The 18,079-nt window shown below is 33.9% G+C and carries 16 protein-coding genes; 14 read left to right on the top strand and 2 right to left on the bottom strand.

Annotation, left to right across the window (positions count from 1 at the left end):
- Nucleotides 1–6: 6 nt before the first annotated feature.
- From fliM to LI_RS00090, 11 genes are all read left to right on the top strand, one after another.
- The gene (gene fliM / locus LI_RS00140) at nucleotides 7–984 is read left to right on the top strand and encodes a flagellar motor switch protein FliM (protein ID WP_011526110.1); all 978 of its coding nucleotides are present in this window, start codon (nucleotides 7–9) and stop codon (nucleotides 982–984) included.
- 75 nt (nucleotides 985–1,059) lie between these two features.
- Nucleotides 1,060–2,043, top strand: a complete 984-nt coding sequence (locus LI_RS00135) for a biotin--[acetyl-CoA-carboxylase] ligase (protein ID WP_011526109.1) — start codon at nucleotides 1,060–1,062, stop codon at nucleotides 2,041–2,043.
- A gap of 256 nt (nucleotides 2,044–2,299) precedes the next feature.
- Complete coding sequence (locus LI_RS00130) at nucleotides 2,300–5,884, top strand: PEP/pyruvate-binding domain-containing protein (protein ID WP_011526108.1); 3,585 nt, start codon at nucleotides 2,300–2,302, stop codon at nucleotides 5,882–5,884.
- Nucleotides 5,885–5,966: 82 nt separating this feature from the next.
- Entirely contained in the window at nucleotides 5,967–7,046 is a 1,080-nt protein-coding gene (ispG, locus tag LI_RS00125; protein ID WP_011526107.1) for a flavodoxin-dependent (E)-4-hydroxy-3-methylbut-2-enyl-diphosphate synthase, read from the top strand.
- 60 nt (nucleotides 7,047–7,106) lie between these two features.
- The gene (locus tag LI_RS00120) at nucleotides 7,107–7,628 is read left to right on the top strand and encodes a methylated-DNA--[protein]-cysteine S-methyltransferase (protein ID WP_011526106.1); all 522 of its coding nucleotides are present in this window, start codon (nucleotides 7,107–7,109) and stop codon (nucleotides 7,626–7,628) included.
- A 160-nt stretch (nucleotides 7,629–7,788) separates the two neighbouring features.
- Complete coding sequence (tyrS, locus tag LI_RS00115; protein WP_011526105.1) at nucleotides 7,789–8,985, top strand: tyrosine--tRNA ligase; 1,197 nt, start codon at nucleotides 7,789–7,791, stop codon at nucleotides 8,983–8,985.
- 2 nt (nucleotides 8,986–8,987) lie between these two features.
- A complete protein-coding gene (locus LI_RS00110) occupies nucleotides 8,988–9,662 on the top strand; it encodes a site-2 protease family protein (protein ID WP_011526104.1) in 675 nt (224 codons plus the stop codon).
- Between the two features lie 20 nt (nucleotides 9,663–9,682).
- Nucleotides 9,683–10,672, top strand: coding sequence for a tryptophan--tRNA ligase (trpS, locus tag LI_RS00105; protein ID WP_041817021.1), 990 nt, complete (start codon nucleotides 9,683–9,685; stop codon nucleotides 10,670–10,672).
- A gap of 20 nt (nucleotides 10,673–10,692) precedes the next feature.
- Nucleotides 10,693–11,217, top strand: coding sequence for an adenylyltransferase/cytidyltransferase family protein (locus LI_RS00100; protein WP_015353659.1), 525 nt, complete (start codon nucleotides 10,693–10,695; stop codon nucleotides 11,215–11,217).
- A 313-nt stretch (nucleotides 11,218–11,530) separates the two neighbouring features.
- On the top strand, nucleotides 11,531–12,802 hold the full coding sequence (locus LI_RS00095; protein ID WP_011526101.1) for a dicarboxylate/amino acid:cation symporter: 1,272 nt from the start codon (nucleotides 11,531–11,533) through the stop codon (nucleotides 12,800–12,802).
- A gap of 257 nt (nucleotides 12,803–13,059) precedes the next feature.
- On the top strand, nucleotides 13,060–13,785 hold the full coding sequence (locus LI_RS00090) for a ubiquinone/menaquinone biosynthesis methyltransferase (protein WP_011526100.1): 726 nt from the start codon (nucleotides 13,060–13,062) through the stop codon (nucleotides 13,783–13,785).
- An 11-nt stretch (nucleotides 13,786–13,796) separates the two neighbouring features.
- Here LI_RS00090 and LI_RS00085 read toward each other — a convergent pair whose 3' ends face one another.
- On the bottom strand, nucleotides 13,797–14,579 hold the full coding sequence (locus LI_RS00085; protein ID WP_011526099.1) for a 16S rRNA (uracil(1498)-N(3))-methyltransferase: 783 nt from the start codon (nucleotides 14,577–14,579) through the stop codon (nucleotides 13,797–13,799).
- 242 nt (nucleotides 14,580–14,821) lie between these two features.
- On the opposite strand from LI_RS00085, the gene pyrR reads away from it, so the two are divergent.
- The 3 genes from pyrR to LI_RS00070 are packed head-to-tail and all read left to right on the top strand — an operon-like array spanning nucleotide 14,822 to nucleotide 17,412.
- Nucleotides 14,822–15,349: a bifunctional pyr operon transcriptional regulator/uracil phosphoribosyltransferase PyrR gene (gene pyrR, locus LI_RS00080; RefSeq protein WP_011526098.1), complete on the top strand. Its 528-nt coding sequence runs from the start codon at nucleotides 14,822–14,824 to the stop codon at nucleotides 15,347–15,349.
- A gap of 36 nt (nucleotides 15,350–15,385) precedes the next feature.
- Entirely contained in the window at nucleotides 15,386–16,618 is a 1,233-nt protein-coding gene (locus LI_RS00075) for a replication-associated recombination protein A (RefSeq protein WP_011526097.1), read from the top strand.
- Nucleotides 16,615–17,412, top strand: coding sequence for a lysophospholipid acyltransferase family protein (locus LI_RS00070; RefSeq protein ID WP_011526096.1), 798 nt, complete (start codon nucleotides 16,615–16,617; stop codon nucleotides 17,410–17,412). Before LI_RS00075 ends, LI_RS00070 begins: the two co-directional genes overlap by 4 nt.
- 284 nt (nucleotides 17,413–17,696) lie before the next feature.
- Here LI_RS00070 and LI_RS00065 read toward each other — a convergent pair whose 3' ends face one another.
- Nucleotides 17,697–17,963: an RNA recognition motif domain-containing protein gene (locus tag LI_RS00065; protein ID WP_015353658.1), complete on the bottom strand. Its 267-nt coding sequence runs from the start codon at nucleotides 17,961–17,963 to the stop codon at nucleotides 17,697–17,699.
- Nucleotides 17,964–18,079 lie beyond the last annotated feature (116 nt).

The following is an 18,079-nucleotide window of genomic DNA, read 5'->3' as shown; positions in this document are numbered from 1 at the left end:
AATACTATGAATAAAATACTTGCTCAAGACGAAGTTGATGCTCTTCTTAGAGGACTTTCTGGTGGAGAAATTGAAAGTGAAACTGATATTCCTGAAGATGATTCTGGAATTGTTCCTTTTGATTTAGCTAATCAAGATCGTATTATTCGTGGGCGTATGCCTGTTTTAGAAATCGTAAATGATCGCTTTGCTCGTCTTTGTACAAATGCCTTATCAAATGCTATACGTAAACGTGTAGAACTTAATCCTATTTCTATAGATATGACAAAATTTGGAGATTTTATGCGCTCACTACCAGTTCCTACAAGCATAAATATCTTCAAAATGGATCCTCTAAGAGGAAATGCTATTATTGTTGTAGATTCTCGGCTTGTTTTTGCACTAGTAGAAAATGTATTTGGAGGTATAGGCTCTCAACCAAAAATCGAAGGTCGAGAGTTTACTCGTATTGAGCAAGTTATTGTTGATAGAATAATCAAGATAGCTCTTGATAATATGGAAGAATCATGGAGACCTGTTCATGATGTAAAATTAGAACTTATACGTTCTGAAATAAATCCACAGTTTGCTGCCATTGTACCACCAAGCGATGTAGTTATTGTCATTAATTTTGAAGTGGAACTTGATTCTTCTATTGGATCTATGACCATATGTATACCATATGCAACAATTGAACCTATTCGCTCAAAACTTCATGCAAGTTTTCAAACAGAACGACTTGAAATTGATCATGCTTGGGTAGGTCGACTTAAAGAGCGTCTTTTAGAAACACCTGTAGAGCTTAAAGTAAGAATGGGTAATACACAGATTACAGGAAACCAATTATTAAGATTAAAAATTGGGGATGTTCTTGTTCTTGACACAGATGTAGAAGATCTCCTTGAATGTACTGTAGCTGGAGTTACTAAGTATTGGGGCATTGCAGGAACAGTAAAATCAAATAAAGCATATCAAATTATAAAAGAAGAAGAACCACACTGCTAACTCTTTTTTAATTTATTAAGAACTCTTTTTTCCTTTTTCATCTCTACTTTATATAACACATTATACAAAATTACTATGCTAAAATCTATCAATGGGACATTAAGGATTGTTCATATACAATCAAGTAAAGAAAAAAATAACCAAAATATAATTATTCATAATCCTCAGCTTATTCCTGAACTATTACTACGTGATAATTCTCCCACATTTATTCATAAAAACCTTCATGGATTAAAAAATACATCTATTCCCTGTATGGAAGCAAGCCTATCATGTCCTTCTTTGTCCTCTTCAAAAACAATATACCTTCCAGAAGTTGTCTATTTACATACAACATGTTCATCAAGCTTAGATATTGCATATACTCTTTATAAAGAAAATCTTCTCCCTATATGGGGAAGTATTATTGTTACCTCCCAAACAGCAGGGAGAGGTCAACTAGGAAGAACATGGTGTTCTCCTATAGGAAATGTATATGCTACTGTTAGATTACCCCAATGTGAACTTTTCTCAAAGACAAAAGCAGCAATAATTGCCAGTACCTTTTTTATTCATGCATTAAATAAAATAGGATTCCATGTATTTCTTAAATGGCCAAATGATATTGTAGTATTTGCTAATAAACAATGGTGTAAAGTAGGTGGCATTTTACTTGAAGAAAGAGATGATATTCTTTTAGCTGGAGTAGGTATTAATATGAATAAAAATTCTAATGAATATACAATTCGTGAAGATGCCTCACTACAACCATCAAATCTTCCACCACACCCACTGTTTTCTGGATATGGATCTATCCTTCCTTTATGGTTATCCCTTGTAAGTCAAGTCTATCTTTGCTATAAAGAACATAGGGATGTTAACCAAAAAACATCATGGGTAAAACTTGCAGAACAGTATCTTTGTTTAAAAAATTGTAGTGTTGTCATCAAAGATGGATTAAATGAACATCAACACTATAAAGGAATAATAGCAGGTATACATGATAATGGAGGTCTTATTTTATCTACTTCCAAGCAAAAAAAAATATTTTTATCTGGAAGCTTATACCCTTTGCTATAATTTTTCTCTTTAGTTATAGAGTTTGAGTAGTAAACAAAATGTAGTTTATGTAACGTAATTAAAAACATTTTTTATTTTAAGATAAAAATCAATTAATAATATAATTTCTAGTGACTCTTATTTTTATATATACTTTATAACTTATTCTCCTTGGCAACTTTTAATCTTTCTATTTTTTTAGAATAAGTTTTATATAAAGATTATACATGGTGAGAATAATTTTTACTTTAATTATGGGATATAATGGATAAGCCTAATGAGCAAAAAGACCCTTTCAACACACCATGATAGTATAAACTCAGTGGAAACTATACGTAAACAATTAGTATTAACAGGTTCTGATATTATTACTATAGGTGAAGATGCAGAATTACTTGTAGGTGGGAAAAATTATAATACTGCACTTCTTGGACAAATTAAAGAAATAAAAACTCCACAATTTCGAGCTATTTCTTCTCTTGCATTTCATCAAATTCTTGATGAAACTAAAGTTTGTGCTGCACTTATTCGCTCAAAAGTTGAAGAACATTATACACATATCAATTGGAATAATCCTGAAGTCGTACAAGACCATGAATTCTTACCAAAATTTGTCCGTAATATAGCCTCTATTATTCAATATGAATTAGATGGAAATACAAATAAATTACCCCTTATCCGCTTACGGACATTTATTGAACATGTTGTAGATGGTTTTGCCTCTTCCCAAGAAAATATAGATCAGTTACGTAAACGTTCTATTCTTGTACAATGTGCTATTCTATCAGTCCCTCTTCCTCCACAAGTCATTGAAGCAGTAAAAATAGCTTATAAAGAAATTTGTAATGAAGCAGAAGAAAATAATGTCCCAGTAGCAGTTCGTTCGTCAGCAGCCGGAGAAGACTCTCGTAAAAAAGCATTTGCTGGACTACAAGATACATATCTTAATATGGTAGGGGAAGATGCCGTTGTTCTTGCATATCATTGGGATTGTGCTTCTGCCTATAATCTACGTTCCATGATTTATCGACGTGAAGCTATCCTTGATGCTCTAACAAAATCAGAAAGTACAGGAGATGAACAATTTGCCATTCAAGCAAAACAAGAATGGGCTATTGAAAATACATCATTATCAGTATGTATAATGCGTATGATCAATCCTGTAGTTTCTGGTACTGCCTTCAGCGCTGACACTGCTACAGGTTGCCGTGGAACAACACGTAATGATCTTGTTAGTATTGATGTAAGCTATGGCCTTGGTGAAGCTATTGTTGGTGGGATGGTTACCCCAGATAAAATGTATGTTTACCAAAAAGATGATGCTAATGAAGTTATCATACGCTTTATGGGTAACAAAACTCTCAAAATTATCTATGATGAAAAAGGAGGAACAAAAAAAATTCCTGTATCTGAACGAGAATCAATAATGTGGGCATTGTCTCCTACTCAAGCTGAACAAATAGCTAAAGGTGTCCGTGCTATTAGTAAAGCCTATAAAGATATCATCATGGATACAGAATTCTGTATAGATACTAAAGGTACTATATGGTTCGTCCAGGCTCGACCTGAAACACGATGGAACGATGAGCTTATGCTCTATCCTAACACTATCTTTATGCATCGTTGTGAAGTTGATCCTCAAGCTGCTGCAACAGCAAAAATTGTTCTTGAAGGAAATGGTGCTTCTCGAGGTGCCGGACAAGGTAAAGTTCGCTTTCTTAATTCAGCCCTTGAGCTAAATAAAATACAAAAGGGTGATATCCTAGCAGCAGAACGTACCGATCCTGATATGGTCCCTGGTATGCGTGTAGCTTCTGCCATTCTTGCTGACGTAGGTGGAGATACAAGCCATGCTGCTATCACATCACGTGAACTAGGTATTCCTGCTATTATAGGTATACAAAACTCAGCAGCTTTAAAAGCTCTTGATGGTCTTGAAGTAACTGTTGATGGTACACGTGGTCATGTTTACCATGGACTGCTTCCACTATACCAAACAGGTGGAGAAATAAATATCAATGAGTTACCAAAGACAAAAACAAAAGTTGGCCTTGTACTAGCAGATATAGGTCAATCACTCTTTTTATCACGTCTACGTAATGTCCCTGACTTTGAAGTAGGTCTTTTACGTGCTGAATTTATGTTAGGAAACGTTGGTGTTCATCCTTCAGCACTTGAAGCTTTTGATAATGGTTCATTAGAATCTATTATCCAAAAAAAAATAGATGAACTTGAAGTACATCTCCGTAAAACTATACAAGAACATCTTTGTTTAGGACTTGTAAACTTAGATTTACACCTCCGTGAACATGTAGGACACATCTCTGGATATACAGAAGAACTTGAAAGGCTACATAAAAGAAATGATCCACATAATCCAGAAGCCGTCATAGCAACATATAGACAGATAAAAGAACTTGAAAAACGACTAGATGAACTTACAGAATTAGCAGCATCTTCCCTAGATACCCTTAAAGTTTCTTCTGACCTCTCTGAACATGTAAAAATTATTATGGGTTATCAAAAGCAGCTTCTATCGCTTAATGATGAATCTCCTCAGTTAAAAAAGCGTCGTATAGACCTTGAAAAAGAAATAGAAACGTATACTGCTGATATAGCTCAAAATCCAATAGTACAGAAGACAATAAGTCAAATTGAGCAACTTCGGAAAGAAGTAAGTGAGCGATGTGGTATTAATAAAAAAATTAAAGAATTACAATCTATTCCTCTAGCTATTGGTTCCCTTATCCGTTCTTGTGGACATAAAACAGGTCGTGAACATTATATCCAAACACTTTCACAAGGACTTGCGCTTTTCTCAATGGCTTTTTATGGAAAGCCTATTATCTATCGCACAACTGACTTTAAAACAAATGAATATAGAAATTTACTTGGCGGTATATTATTCGAAGACTTTGAAGATAATCCTATGTTAGGCTACAGAGGAGTTGCTCGGGATATTCATGACTGGGAAATTGATGCCTTCAAGGCAGCTCGTTCTCTATATGGTGCTAAAAATCTCCAGCTTATGCTTCCATTTGTAAGAACAATTGAACAAGCTCGCTCTATGCGCTCTTATCTTAGTGAGGTGCATAATCTCAGAAGTGGTGAAGATAATTTACAAATTTTTCTTATGTCTGAACTTCCTTCTAATGCTATTCTCGCTCGACAGTTCATTCAAGAGTTTGACGGATTCTCTATTGGCTCCAATGACATGACACAAATGGTGCTTGCTACAGATAGGGATAATCAATCTCTTTCTCATATTTATGATGAAGAAGATCCAGCTGTTGTTTGGGCTATTTTGGTTACCATTTTTACAGGTCAAAAATATGGTAAAAAAGTAGGATTCTGTGGACAAGGTGTTGCAAACAGTGCTATTTTACGAGGTATTGTAACTATTAGTGGTATCACCTCTGCATCTGTTGTACCTGATACATACTATCAAACAAAACAAGAGATTGCTGATATTGAAGCTTCAAATATCTCTCTTTCTGAACTGGGCCAGTGGCTCACCAAACAACATAAAAACAATCTCAAAAAATTACTTGAAGAACATGGTTATAATCTATTCAATACCAATCCTACAAATCAAGATATTCAATTATGGTATAATAAGAACATTTCAACCTTATGCACACAGCTACAAAAAAATCTAACGACTAGTCAAGCGCCAAAAATTGCTAAAACTTTAAAAGAATTCCGGACACTCTTCCATAAAGCTGTTATCTATGCCACATGGCCATGGGAAGAAACTGTTAATGATGCTTTATATCAAGCTGGATTTAGATCTTTTGAAGAACAAAAGGTTGCCCTTGAACAGCAAAGAAAACATATTATGAATACTATCAGTTACAAGTAAGAATTCTTTATCCTTTTTTAATTTACTACCCTACCTTACTCATATTGCTTTTAACTACATTACAACTAAAGGTTTTGACACTATGAATATAAGAAAAAAAACACGTAAGATCTATATTGGAAATATTGCTATTGGGGGTGATGCTCCAATTATAGTTCAAAGTATGACAAATACTGATACAAGGGACATAGAAGCTACTCTTAAGCAAATAAACCAACTACATGCTGTAGGATGTGAAATTGTACGCCTTGCTGTCCCAGATGCAAATGCAGCAAAAGCATTAAAAGCTATTCATGACGCATCTCCATTGCCACTTATTGCAGATATTCATTTTGATTATCGCCTAGCCTTAACAGCACTTGAATCTGGTATTGAAGGACTTCGTATCAATCCTGGAAATATTGGTGAACGAAAAAAAGTTGTAACTGTTGTTGATGCTGCAAAAGCCCATAAAGCAAGTATACGAATTGGAGTAAATAGTGGATCTGTAGAAAAACATCTTATTGATAAGTTTGGAGGACCAGTCCCTGAAGCTATGGTTGAAAGTGCTCTTAATCACATAAAAATATTAGAAGATGAAAAATTTTATGAAATAAAAGTTTCCATCAAATCTTCTTCTGTCTTAGACACTATTGCTGCTTATAGAATGCTTTCTAAATCTTGTGATTATCCACTTCACCTTGGTGTTACTGAGGCAGGAAGTCTTATTCGTGGTACTGTTAAATCTTCTGTTGGACTAGGAATACTTCTTTCAGAAGGAATTGGTGATACTCTTCGTATTTCATTAACAGAAGATCCTGTAGAAGAAGTCCCTGTTGCTTGGGAGATACTTCGAGCTCTTGGGTTACGAAGAAGAGGTCCAGAAATTATTGCATGCCCATCTTGTGGTAGAGCAGAAATTGATCTTATAAGACTTACCAAAGATGTTGAAGCATGCCTTGTTAATGAAAAAACTCCACTCAAAATAGCTGTTATGGGATGTGTTGTTAATGGACCTGGAGAGGCAAAAGAAGCAGATATTGGCATTGCTGGAGGACGTGATAAAGGAATTATTTTTGCTAAAGGAAAAGTTATCCGTAGCGTACATGGACAAGATAAATTACTTAATGTGTTCATGGAAGAAGTAAATAAAGTAATAGCTGAATACAATACAACACAATAAAAAAACAAGTCAATGGAGAAGGTGTACCTTACTCCATTGGCAACAAGTTAGTTAAAATATATGCTACTATCATCACAACATGAAGTTATACAAGAATATATTTCTGGAGAAATACTAACCCTCACTATCTATTCAGTAAACAATTTGATTAATCAAATAGACATTGATTGGTTAAAAAATCCATTTAACCCTACTACAACTATTGGGAAACAGGTTAAAAATCTTTTATTGTCTTATGAACAAGGAAAGCTTGTTCAATGGGATCTATTACCTCTAAATTGGAATTCTATTCCAAAAAACTCTTTTCAAAAAAAAGTCTTACTTACCCTTACAACAATTAAGTATGGAACAACTATTAGTTATAGAGATCTAGCAGCATTAGCTGGTAACCCTCGTGCAGCACGTGCAGTAGGAAATATTATGTCTAAAAATCCATGGCCACTTGTTGTACCATGCCATCGAGTTATAGGGATTAATAATCATCTAACTGGTTTTAAGGGGAAAAAAGGACTCTCAATAAAAGCATGGCTATTACATCGTGAAGGACATCTTATCTCTAACAATAAGTCTATTATTTCTTAATATATATATATAAGGTAACCAATCAAAAACAAATATATTGCTTACCTAGAGTAATCATAGTAGTATCAGCTATTATGAGGAAATATTTTAATAACAACTGAACTGTATATAATTAACAGTATCTTTAACCTTAGCTTTAAATACATAATATTGGTAATACATGGTATCTATTGATGATCAACTACAACTTATAAAACGTGGTTATGTTGAACTTATAAATGAAGAATCATTACGCAAAAAACTTAGTAATGAAAAACCTCTTGTTGTAAAAGCAGGCTTTGATCCCACTGCTCCAGATCTTCATCTTGGTCATACTGTACTTATTCACAAATTACGACACTTTCAACAACTTGGACATAATGTCACTTTTCTTATTGGAGACTTTACTGGTCTTATTGGAGATCCTTCTGGCCGATCCACTACTAGACCAGCATTAACAGTTGAACAAGTACAAGCTAATGCAGAAACTTATAAAAAACAAATTTTTAAAATTCTTGATCCTCTTAAAACAAATGTAGTTTTCAATTCTAAATGGCTAATGTCTATGTCATCAGTAGACTTTATTCGTCTAGCTTCACATTATACACTTGCACGCATGTTAGAACGAGATGATTTTTCTAACAGATATAAAGAAAATACACCAATAGCTCTTCATGAATTACTATACCCACTCATGCAAGGGTATGATTCTGTGGCTCTAAAAAGTGATATAGAGCTTGGAGGTACAGATCAAAAGTTTAACTTATTAGTTGGTCGTACACTTATGTCACACTATAATATTGAACCTCAATGTATTCTTACAATGCCACTATTAGAAGGGCTTGATGGAGTCCGTAAGATGTCAAAATCTTATGGTAACTATGTTGGAATTGACGAACAACCTTATGTTCAATTTAGTAAAGTTATGTCTATCTCTGATGAACTTATGTGGCGATATTATGAACTTATCTCTACTAGTAGTCTATCTGAAGTAGAAAAATTAAAACAAAATGTTAAAGAAGGACATCTCCATCCTAAGAAAGTAAAAGAACAGTTAGCTGTTGACATTGTAACACAATACCATGGCAAAGAAAAAGCTTATGAAGCACTGCAAGAATTTACAGCTGTTTTTGTTAATGGTGCTCTTCCTGATGATACGCCTGAATTTATATGTAACTATGGTGAAACAAGTAAGCCACCTGCTTTTCTTACTGACTCTAAGTTATGTACTTCTCGTAGTGAAGCAAAACGCCTTATAAAACAAGGTTCTCTTACAGTGAATGATAAACGTTATCATGATGTTGAGTTACCCCTTGAACCTGGCGACTATATTATCAAACTTGGTAAAAAACGATTTTTACGTTTACAGGTACAATAGCTATGTTTGAATTTGATATTACAAATGCTATTAAGCGAATAGCAGTAGCTTTTGTTCCTCTTGTCTTAGGAATCATATTACATGAAGTTGCACATGGATGGGTTGCACAACGACGAGGAGATCCAACAGCAGCAATGTTAGGAAGAATTACTCTTAACCCAACTCATCATATTGATCCACTAGGACTCATGGTCTTTACTATAACTAGCCTAACAAGTCCATTTATCTTTGGTTGGGCTAAGCCAGTTCCTATTAACCCTAGAAATTTTTATGATCTCCGTAAAGATACTATGTTAGTATCCTTTGCAGGCCCTGCAGCTAACTTTCTTCTAGCCTTTACCTTTGGATTGTTGTTACGAATCTTTCTAGAATTTTTCCCTGCTTATGAATGGCAGCAGTCTTCTGTATGGACTTATTTTTTTCTTATGTTCTCAAGTGGTATTATCATCAATTTTACTCTTGCTTGGCTTAATTTACTCCCTATTCCTCCTCTTGATGGTAGTAAAATCCTCTGGGCAATACTCCCCAATGAACTTGGCTATAAATATATGTTAGCAGAACGATATGGTTTTGTTATCTTTATTGCTCTTCTTTTAACTGGTTTACTAGGATATATTTTATACCCACTTATTAATCTATCGCTCATCCTTTGCACCTTATTATTTGGACTAAATTAAGATTGAGGAGGCCATCTCTAATGCATCAGTCTATGCCACTACGTACAGTTTCTGGGATGCGTCCCACAGGGAGGTTACACCTAGGTCATTATTTTGGTGCTATCAAAAGTTGGTTATCTATGCAGCAAGAAATAGAAGCACTTTTTTTTGTAGCAGATTGGCATGCACTTACAAGTGATTATGCTAATACAACCCACTTAAAAGAATACATATATGACCTTGTTATTGACTGGCTTGCATCTGGAATTGATCCACATCAAAGTATTATTTTTCAACAATCAAAAGTTCCACAACATGCAGAACTTAATCTTCTACTTGGAATGATCACTCCTTTAAGTTGGTTAGAACGTAATCCTACATATAAAGAGCAACAGCAAGAAATCACTACAAAAGATTTGGGAAATTTTGGATTTCTTGGATATCCAGTTCTCATGGCAGCAGACATCCTTCTTTATCGCCCACAGTTAGTACCTGTTGGTCAAGATCAGCTTCCTCACCTTGAACTTACACGTGAAATTGCTAGACGATTTAATAATCTATATGGCACTATTTTCGCTGAACCAAAAGCAAAGCTCACACCTACTGCAAAATGTCCAGGACTTGATGGACGTAAGATGTCTAAAAGTTATGGAAATGCAATTTTTCTTAATGATTCTTTTGATGAAGTCACTCATAAAGTCAAAAAAATGTATACAGATCCAGCAAGACTAAGAAAAAGTGATCCAGGTAACCCTGATGTTTGCAACCTTTTCCCTTATCATCAACTTCTTACAACTCCTTACATCCAAGATGAAATTCGTGAAGGTTGTGTAACAGCAACACTAGGATGCGTAGAATGTAAAAAAATATTGTTACAAAGTTTAAAAGAATTCCTTAATCCATTTCATGAACGTCGTGCAACCTATGAGAACAAAAACTACATTGATGATCTGCTAACTGATGGTAACCAAAGAGCAACTATAAAAGCTGAAGATACAATGAATCTTGTCCGAGAAGCTATTTATAAATAGTAGGTTAGTAACAAGCAAATATGAGTGAAAGTATTATGTATAATCAAATATTAACACATCCCAAAATTGTTACTCTAACAAATTTACTTCCAAAACTTGAATATCTTAAAAGTAATGGGAAAAAAATTATCTTTACAAACGGTTGTTATGATATTCTTCATCCTGGACATCTTGATCTTCTGACTAGAGCAAAAACATATGGAGATATTCTGGTTCTTGGATTAAATACTGATAACTCTGTTAAACGGTTAGGAAAAGATCCAGATAGACCATTTAATCCTTTCCATATTCGTGCTTTTGTATTAGCTCATCTTGAACTTATAGATTTCATTATTGGTTTTGAAGAAGATACACCATTACAATTAATTGAAGCTATTCAACCTAATGTACTAGTTAAAGGTGGTGATTGGTGTGTAGAACAAATTATAGGTAAAGAGTTTGTAGAGCGCAATAATGGTCTTGTATTAAGTCTTCCTTTTCTTGAAGGACATTCAACAAGTGGGTTAGTACAAAAAATACGTAATAAAAAATCTAATTCTACATAATAACTCTTTATCTCATACATATAGAACTTAACATACTATATACATCCCATAATAATTTATTTTATGGTTTATTATTAACTGTATAAATAAAAAGTAGATAGCAACGACTAACTTTTAAATAGTAAAATAACATTTGTTATTTTTATAACAACATCATATTTTTATTATAAAAATATACATAACTACTTAGTACAGTCATAAAACTTGACCTTCAAATAAGAACAATTTACACTGCTTAATGAAATAAAAGTAAAAAATAGCTTTAGTAGCTATCATATTAATATGGTTAGCGAAGATTGCTTATGGAGAATATATGACAAGTGCTAAGTCGAAAATAAGTTTGCCTGTCCAAATGATTATTGGATTTTTTCTTGGTATTATGGCTGGTATTTTCTTATCTGAAGAGATCACATCAAACTATTTACGTCCACTTGGTCAATTATTCATAACGCTTATTCGAATGGTAGTTGTACCACTTGTTCTTGCTACTATTGTTGCAGGCGCAGCTGGTATTCACGACATCAATAAACTTGGTCGAGTTGCGACTAAAACACTTATTTACTACTTTGCAACTACGGCTATTGCTATCACTATTGGTCTTATATTTGCAAATTTCTTTCAACCAGGAGTTGGTTTTAATCTTTCTATAGCTACTACACAATCAGATATGGTTGAACCACCAAGTGTTATTCAAACAATTATTAATATTGTACCTCTTAATCCAATAGAAGCTTTGGCCAATGGTAACATGCTTCAAGTTATTTTCTTTGCAGTTATGTTTGGTTTTGCCCTTAGTTCTCTTGGTGAAGTTGGGAAACCTCTATTGAGAAGTTTTGAGCTTATTGGAGATACAATGGTTCGCATGACAAATATTGTCATGATGTATGCACCAATTGGTGTCTTTGGCTTAATTTCATATACAATTAGCACACATGGTGTTGATGTTCTGTTACCTTTAAGTAAATTTATGCTTATAGCTTACTTAGCATCTATTGCACATGTATTATTATGTTATGTTCCTCTTATTAAAGCTACAGGTCTACCAGTAATGGCTGTATTTAAACGTCTTATGGAACCTACATTTATTGGCTTTACAACTTGCTCAAGTGCAGCAGTATTACCAACAAATTTGCAAGCTGTAAGATCTCTTGGTGCATCTAAAGGCATATCTAGCTTTTCTATACCATTAGGAAATACTATAAACATGGATGGCACAGCTATTTACATGGGAGTTGCAGCTATATTTGCTTCTGAGATATATGGCATACCCCTAGGGTTTGAAAAACAACTTATGGTTGTTCTCACTGGTCTACTTGCTTCTATAGGTACTGCAGGCGTCCCTGGTGCTGGACTTATTATGATTACACTTGTATTCACACAAGTAGGAATCCCATTAGAAGCTGTAACACTTATTGCTGGAATTGATCGGATACTAGATATGATAAGAACAGCTGTAAACACCTTTGGTGATGCTGTTGGAGCTTTAGTTGTCTCAAAACTTGAAGGAGATCTTGGTACAGAACCTTTTGATGAAACATGTGAAGTAAGTGCTCTTAGTACTGGTACTGAAACATACGAAAATTAGAAAACGACATGGTCAACATCACAATAACAACATGCCATGTTAGAATACAGGGTATAGTCAGTTTAAAATAACTTATCCTAGTACATTCTCTATCTAGCTAAAGATGAAATTACTTAATATAGTTTCTAATATGTTGTCCAAAAACTCTAATATTCCTCAATTACTCTGAGCTATTTACTATCCTGATTTAATTATGTTTATGTATATTTTTCTATAGATTACTATTACTAAAATATTTTAAATAGGAAACAAAGAAAATGTCTCAGAATCCACATATAGAGACAACCCAACATGATAGATCTATTAATTCTATGTTTGGACGCATATCAAGATGGTATGATCCTATGAATAGAATATTAAGTGGTGGACTAGATATTTATTGGCGTCATTGTCTTGTTGAAGCTATGGAACCTGGAAAAACAGGCCGTATCCTTGATCTTGCAGCTGGAACACTTGATGTGGCTATTGCATTACACAATCGGTATGAGCAACTTCATATTTCTGCTGTAGATCTCTGCTTTTCTATGCTATATCAAGGAATGAAAAAACTCCATAGAGCTAATATTACAAGAGTATGGCCAATAACAGCAGACGCAAAACTTTTACCGTTTCCTGATTCTTGTATAGATGGAGTAACATTAGCCTTTGGTATCCGTAATATTGTCCCTCGTACAAAGGCTTTCTCTGAAATTGCGAGAGTCCTACTCCCTGGAGGACGCATGGCTATACTTGAATTTGGAACAGGAAAACAACGTATTTGGATGGGATTATATAATTATTACCTTACAAAAATATTACCATTTATTGGCAAACTCTCGAGTGACCCTTCAGCATATCTCTATTTAAAACAAAGTATTATGGATTTCCCTCATCCTGATGAATTACTTGATGAAATCCGTGCAGCAGGCTTTCATCAAGCTTATTATACTCCCTTATCTTCAGGTATTGTACACCTTTACATTGGAGAAAAAGCTAACAAGTAACAAAGTATTAATTAGGAATATACTTTTTTCCACCAATGCAATCCAAGACAAAGGATAGCTGCAGTTTCCCACCTTAATACTCTATCTCCTAGTGTCAACGACAAAAATGATGCTTCCTTTAGTTTTAGGATTTCTTTATGTGTAAAACCACCTTCTGGCCCAAGGACACAAATAGTTAAACCAGTTTGCTTAAGCATATCTAATGTAAGAGGTTGTGCTGGTCCACAAGTATTTTCAACTAATACATGCCGAAAATCACAACCTATTGTATCTACATTATAAATAAGTTCTTCTATACCATTTGGAAATAATTGTAATGAAGGAAACCACGGATTGTTACATTGTTTTGCTCCTGCAATAATCTGACCTTGCCAAGATTCTTTTTTAGCTTCAGATAATGGAAATTGACTCCTCTCAGCTTTCCAAAACCAAATAGCCCATGCTTCAAGTTCAGCAGCTTTTTCAAATAACCACCCTCTTCTTGCTGCTTTTGTCCATCCTGCTGCAAGAACAACTTTTCTTGTGGGTTCAGGATGCATCCAGTCATTAATGTAAGAGAGACTTACTCTATCTTTTATTACTTCTTTAACAGAAAATAATCCTTCTCTTCCCCTTCCATCTAATACATGAATCTCTGTACCTATTTGAATCCGCAATACATGCAAAAGATGATGCGATTCTTTTTTATTTAATATATAAGGCTCTTGCCAATGTTCATGAGCAAGATAAAATGTTTTATAATTAGACCAAGGTAATTCTATCTCTCCAAAAGAGGTATTTTTTTTAGCTATCATAAGGTATTACTACTTTTTACTATTAGGATTTTATTTACTATTTGACATATTATCATAACTCACTACTATTAATCTTTCTTTACAGACTTTAAGAAATGATAATATATTTATAATAGATAGTAACTATCTGACATAATAAATAGACTATAAATTGCTACAACTGTTTTTATCCAAAGTTATGTATATTGTAAAACTTCCCATAAGAAAAAATTTTGTGTATTTGTATGTAAAAAAGGATAACCATGGATAGAAAAATAATTTTTACTATAAATCAATTTGAAACAGCTATAGTTAACCTGTCTCAAGAACTTATAGACAACTATATAACATTTGATAATATACTATTTATTGGTATTCAACGTCGTGGTGTAATTTTAGCTAACCGTCTACAAAAAGTTATTGTAGAGAAAACAAAACAATCTCCACTTATTGGCACCCTAGACATTAATTTCTATAGAGATGACTGGACAACACGTCAACTCCATCCCATCATCGGAGAATCATTTATTCCTACTATTCTTGACGATAAAACAGTTATTCTTATAGATGACGTAATATATACTGGCCGTACAATACGAGCTGCTTTAGAAGCACTTAACAACTATGGACGTCCTACCCATGTCAAACTCCTTACACTTATCGATCGAGGTGGTAGAGAACTTCCTATTCAACCTGACTATATAGGTTACACCACTAATATAACAAGCCAACATACTATTAATGTACTTGTAAAAGAAATTGATGGAGAAGATGCAGTGTTACTAGAATAACCTAATTTTCTTTCTATTTTAGAATATGGAGCTATTATGTCTCTTACACCATTATCTGAAAAGTTACGACCAAATAACTTAGATACTTTTATTGGACAAAATCATCTATTAGAACGATTACAGTACATTATATCTGCCCCACGTTTGCCAAGCCTCCTTTTCTTTGGTCCACCTGGTTGTGGTAAGTCTACTTTAGCCTTACTATTAGCATATAAAAAAAGTACAAATATTCTTCGTATTAGCGCACCAGAAACAGGGATACAACAATTACGCCAGAAGCTTACTGATATTGATATTCTTATTTTAGATGAGATACATCGTTTTTCTAAAGCTCAGCAAGACTTCTTTTTACCTTTACTTGAATCAGGTAAACTAACAATGCTTGCTACAACAACAGAAAATCCATCATTTAGTGTAACAAAACAGCTTCTATCACGCTTAAATGTTCTCCAACTACGACAATTAGGATACAATGAATTAAAAGAACTTGTTAAAAAAGGAACTCTTTTTCTCAACATACTATTACCAGATGATGTTATAAATTTCCTTGCCACTACCGCACATGGTGATGCACGAACACTATTTAATCTTATTGAATATATATCAATACTGCCTGAAGAAAAAAGAGTACTTGAATATATTAAGATAAACCTACCTGAAATCCTTGAAAGACATGATAAAGATGGAGATAGTCATTACGAATATGCATCTGCTCTTATTAAGTCTATTAGAGGAAGTAATCCTGATGCTGCACTATATTACCTTGCATGTTTATTGGAAGGTGGGGAAGATCCAAGATTTATCTGTAGAAGACTTATTATATCTGCATCAGAAGATATAGGATTAGCAGACCCTCAAGCATTATCCTTAGCTGTATCCTGCCAACAAGCTGTAGAGTTTGTTGGTATGCCAGAAGGATTCATACCTCTTTCAGAAACAGTTGTATACTTAGCATTAGCCCGAAAGAGTAACTCAACTTATGCTGCTTATAGTAATGCCGCAAGAGAAGTTCGACTTCATGGGGCACAACCTGTCCCATTACACCTTCGTAATCCTTCTACTCAACTACAAAAGCAATGGGGATATGGTAGAGAATATAAATATCCTCATAACTATCCAAATGCCTGGGTTGAACAAGAATACTTCCCATCAACCATTAGTAACCGCAGTTTTTACTACCCAAAAGAACAGGGAGAAGAACCTAAGTTAAATATGTGGCATAACCATATAAAGAAGAAATACTCTATACCAGAAGAGAGCCCAAAATGATTAAATCTCTCACACCATTTAGCCAATCTTCATATAAGACTCCTCAAAAGTCTATTCCAAAATTTATACAACAATTCCCTAATATTGGTTATCTTCCAATATTATGGATCATTACCAAAGGTGGTATCAAAGCTTATTTTAAAAAATATACTTCTGAATCATGGGTTCAATCAAGTAAAGAAGTTTTTAGTGTTTTAGAAAAGGTTGGCTGTCAATTCAATATTGAAGGATTAGAACATATACATAATAATAACTCCCCTTGCATTATTATAGGTAATCACATGAGTACACTAGAAACATTTGTTCTTCCTTCAATAATTCAGCCATACAAACCTGTTACTTTTATTGTGAAAAAAAGTTTAATTAGTTATCCATTTTTTGGAAAAATTTTATCTTCAAGAAATCCTATTATTATAAAGCGCCAAAACCCAAGGGTAGATTTCTCAAAAGTACTTGAGGAAGGTTCAAATCACCTCAACAGTGGAACCTCTCTTATTATTTTTCCTCAAAGTACTCGATCACATACCTTTCTCCCTGAAAAATTTAATAGCATAGGTGTAAAACTTGCACGACGTACTGGAGTGCCAGTTATCCCTTTAGCTCTTAAAACAGATGCTTGGGGTGAAGGGAAATTGATAAAGGACTTTGGACCAATCAATCCTCAAAAAACTATTCATTTCTCATTTGGTGCTCCTATTTATGTATCAGGAACAGGGAAAAATGAACACGAAAAAATTATTCTATTTATTAAGGAAAAAATAAATGAGTGGAATAAACTTGACAACCTATCTTAAATAAAAACATGTTTTTCACAAGCAAAAAACATACGTAATCAATAGAAGAAAAATTTAAAAAGCAAAATTAGATAAGAATAGTTTTTGGATAAAATAATTTGATATATAAGTATATGAAGAAAAGTTAATCCATCTACTCCAACCTAATTAACTGCTATCAGTTATTTTTATATAATAATAATAATAAACTAAGTTAGGCTAACTACTAAGTTAGCACCACGTTACTAGTTTTTACATAAAAAAAGAACCGCTAGAATTCTAGAGGTTCTTTTTTTATGTAAAAACTAGTAACGTGGTGCTCGGGGTGCTCGAGGTTTTGCCTCATTTACACGCAAAGTACGCCCACCAAAATTTGCATTATCTAGGGCTTCAATAGCAGCTGTAGCACCAGGCTCCTCCATTTCAACAAAACCAAAACCACGTGCACGACCTGTTTCACGATCACTTACAAGTTTTACAGCCATTACATGACCATACTCAGAAAAAAGACTTTGAACTTGTTCTTCTGTAGCAGACCAGGGAAGATTACCAACATAAATAGACTTAGCCATGAAAAAAACCTCTCAAAAAAAACCTCATTCCCGTATCATTGAAAGTTCAATACACTTGAACATAATACGGCACCTCAAAGACAACTATGCATTACTAAAACAGTAATGTCAATGTA

This window comes from Lawsonia intracellularis PHE/MN1-00, from assembly GCF_000055945.1.
In the GTDB taxonomy this organism is placed as follows: Bacteria; Desulfobacterota; Desulfovibrionia; order Desulfovibrionales; family Desulfovibrionaceae; genus Bilophila; species Bilophila intracellularis.
This window is presented reverse-complemented; position numbering and strand designations above follow the sequence as displayed.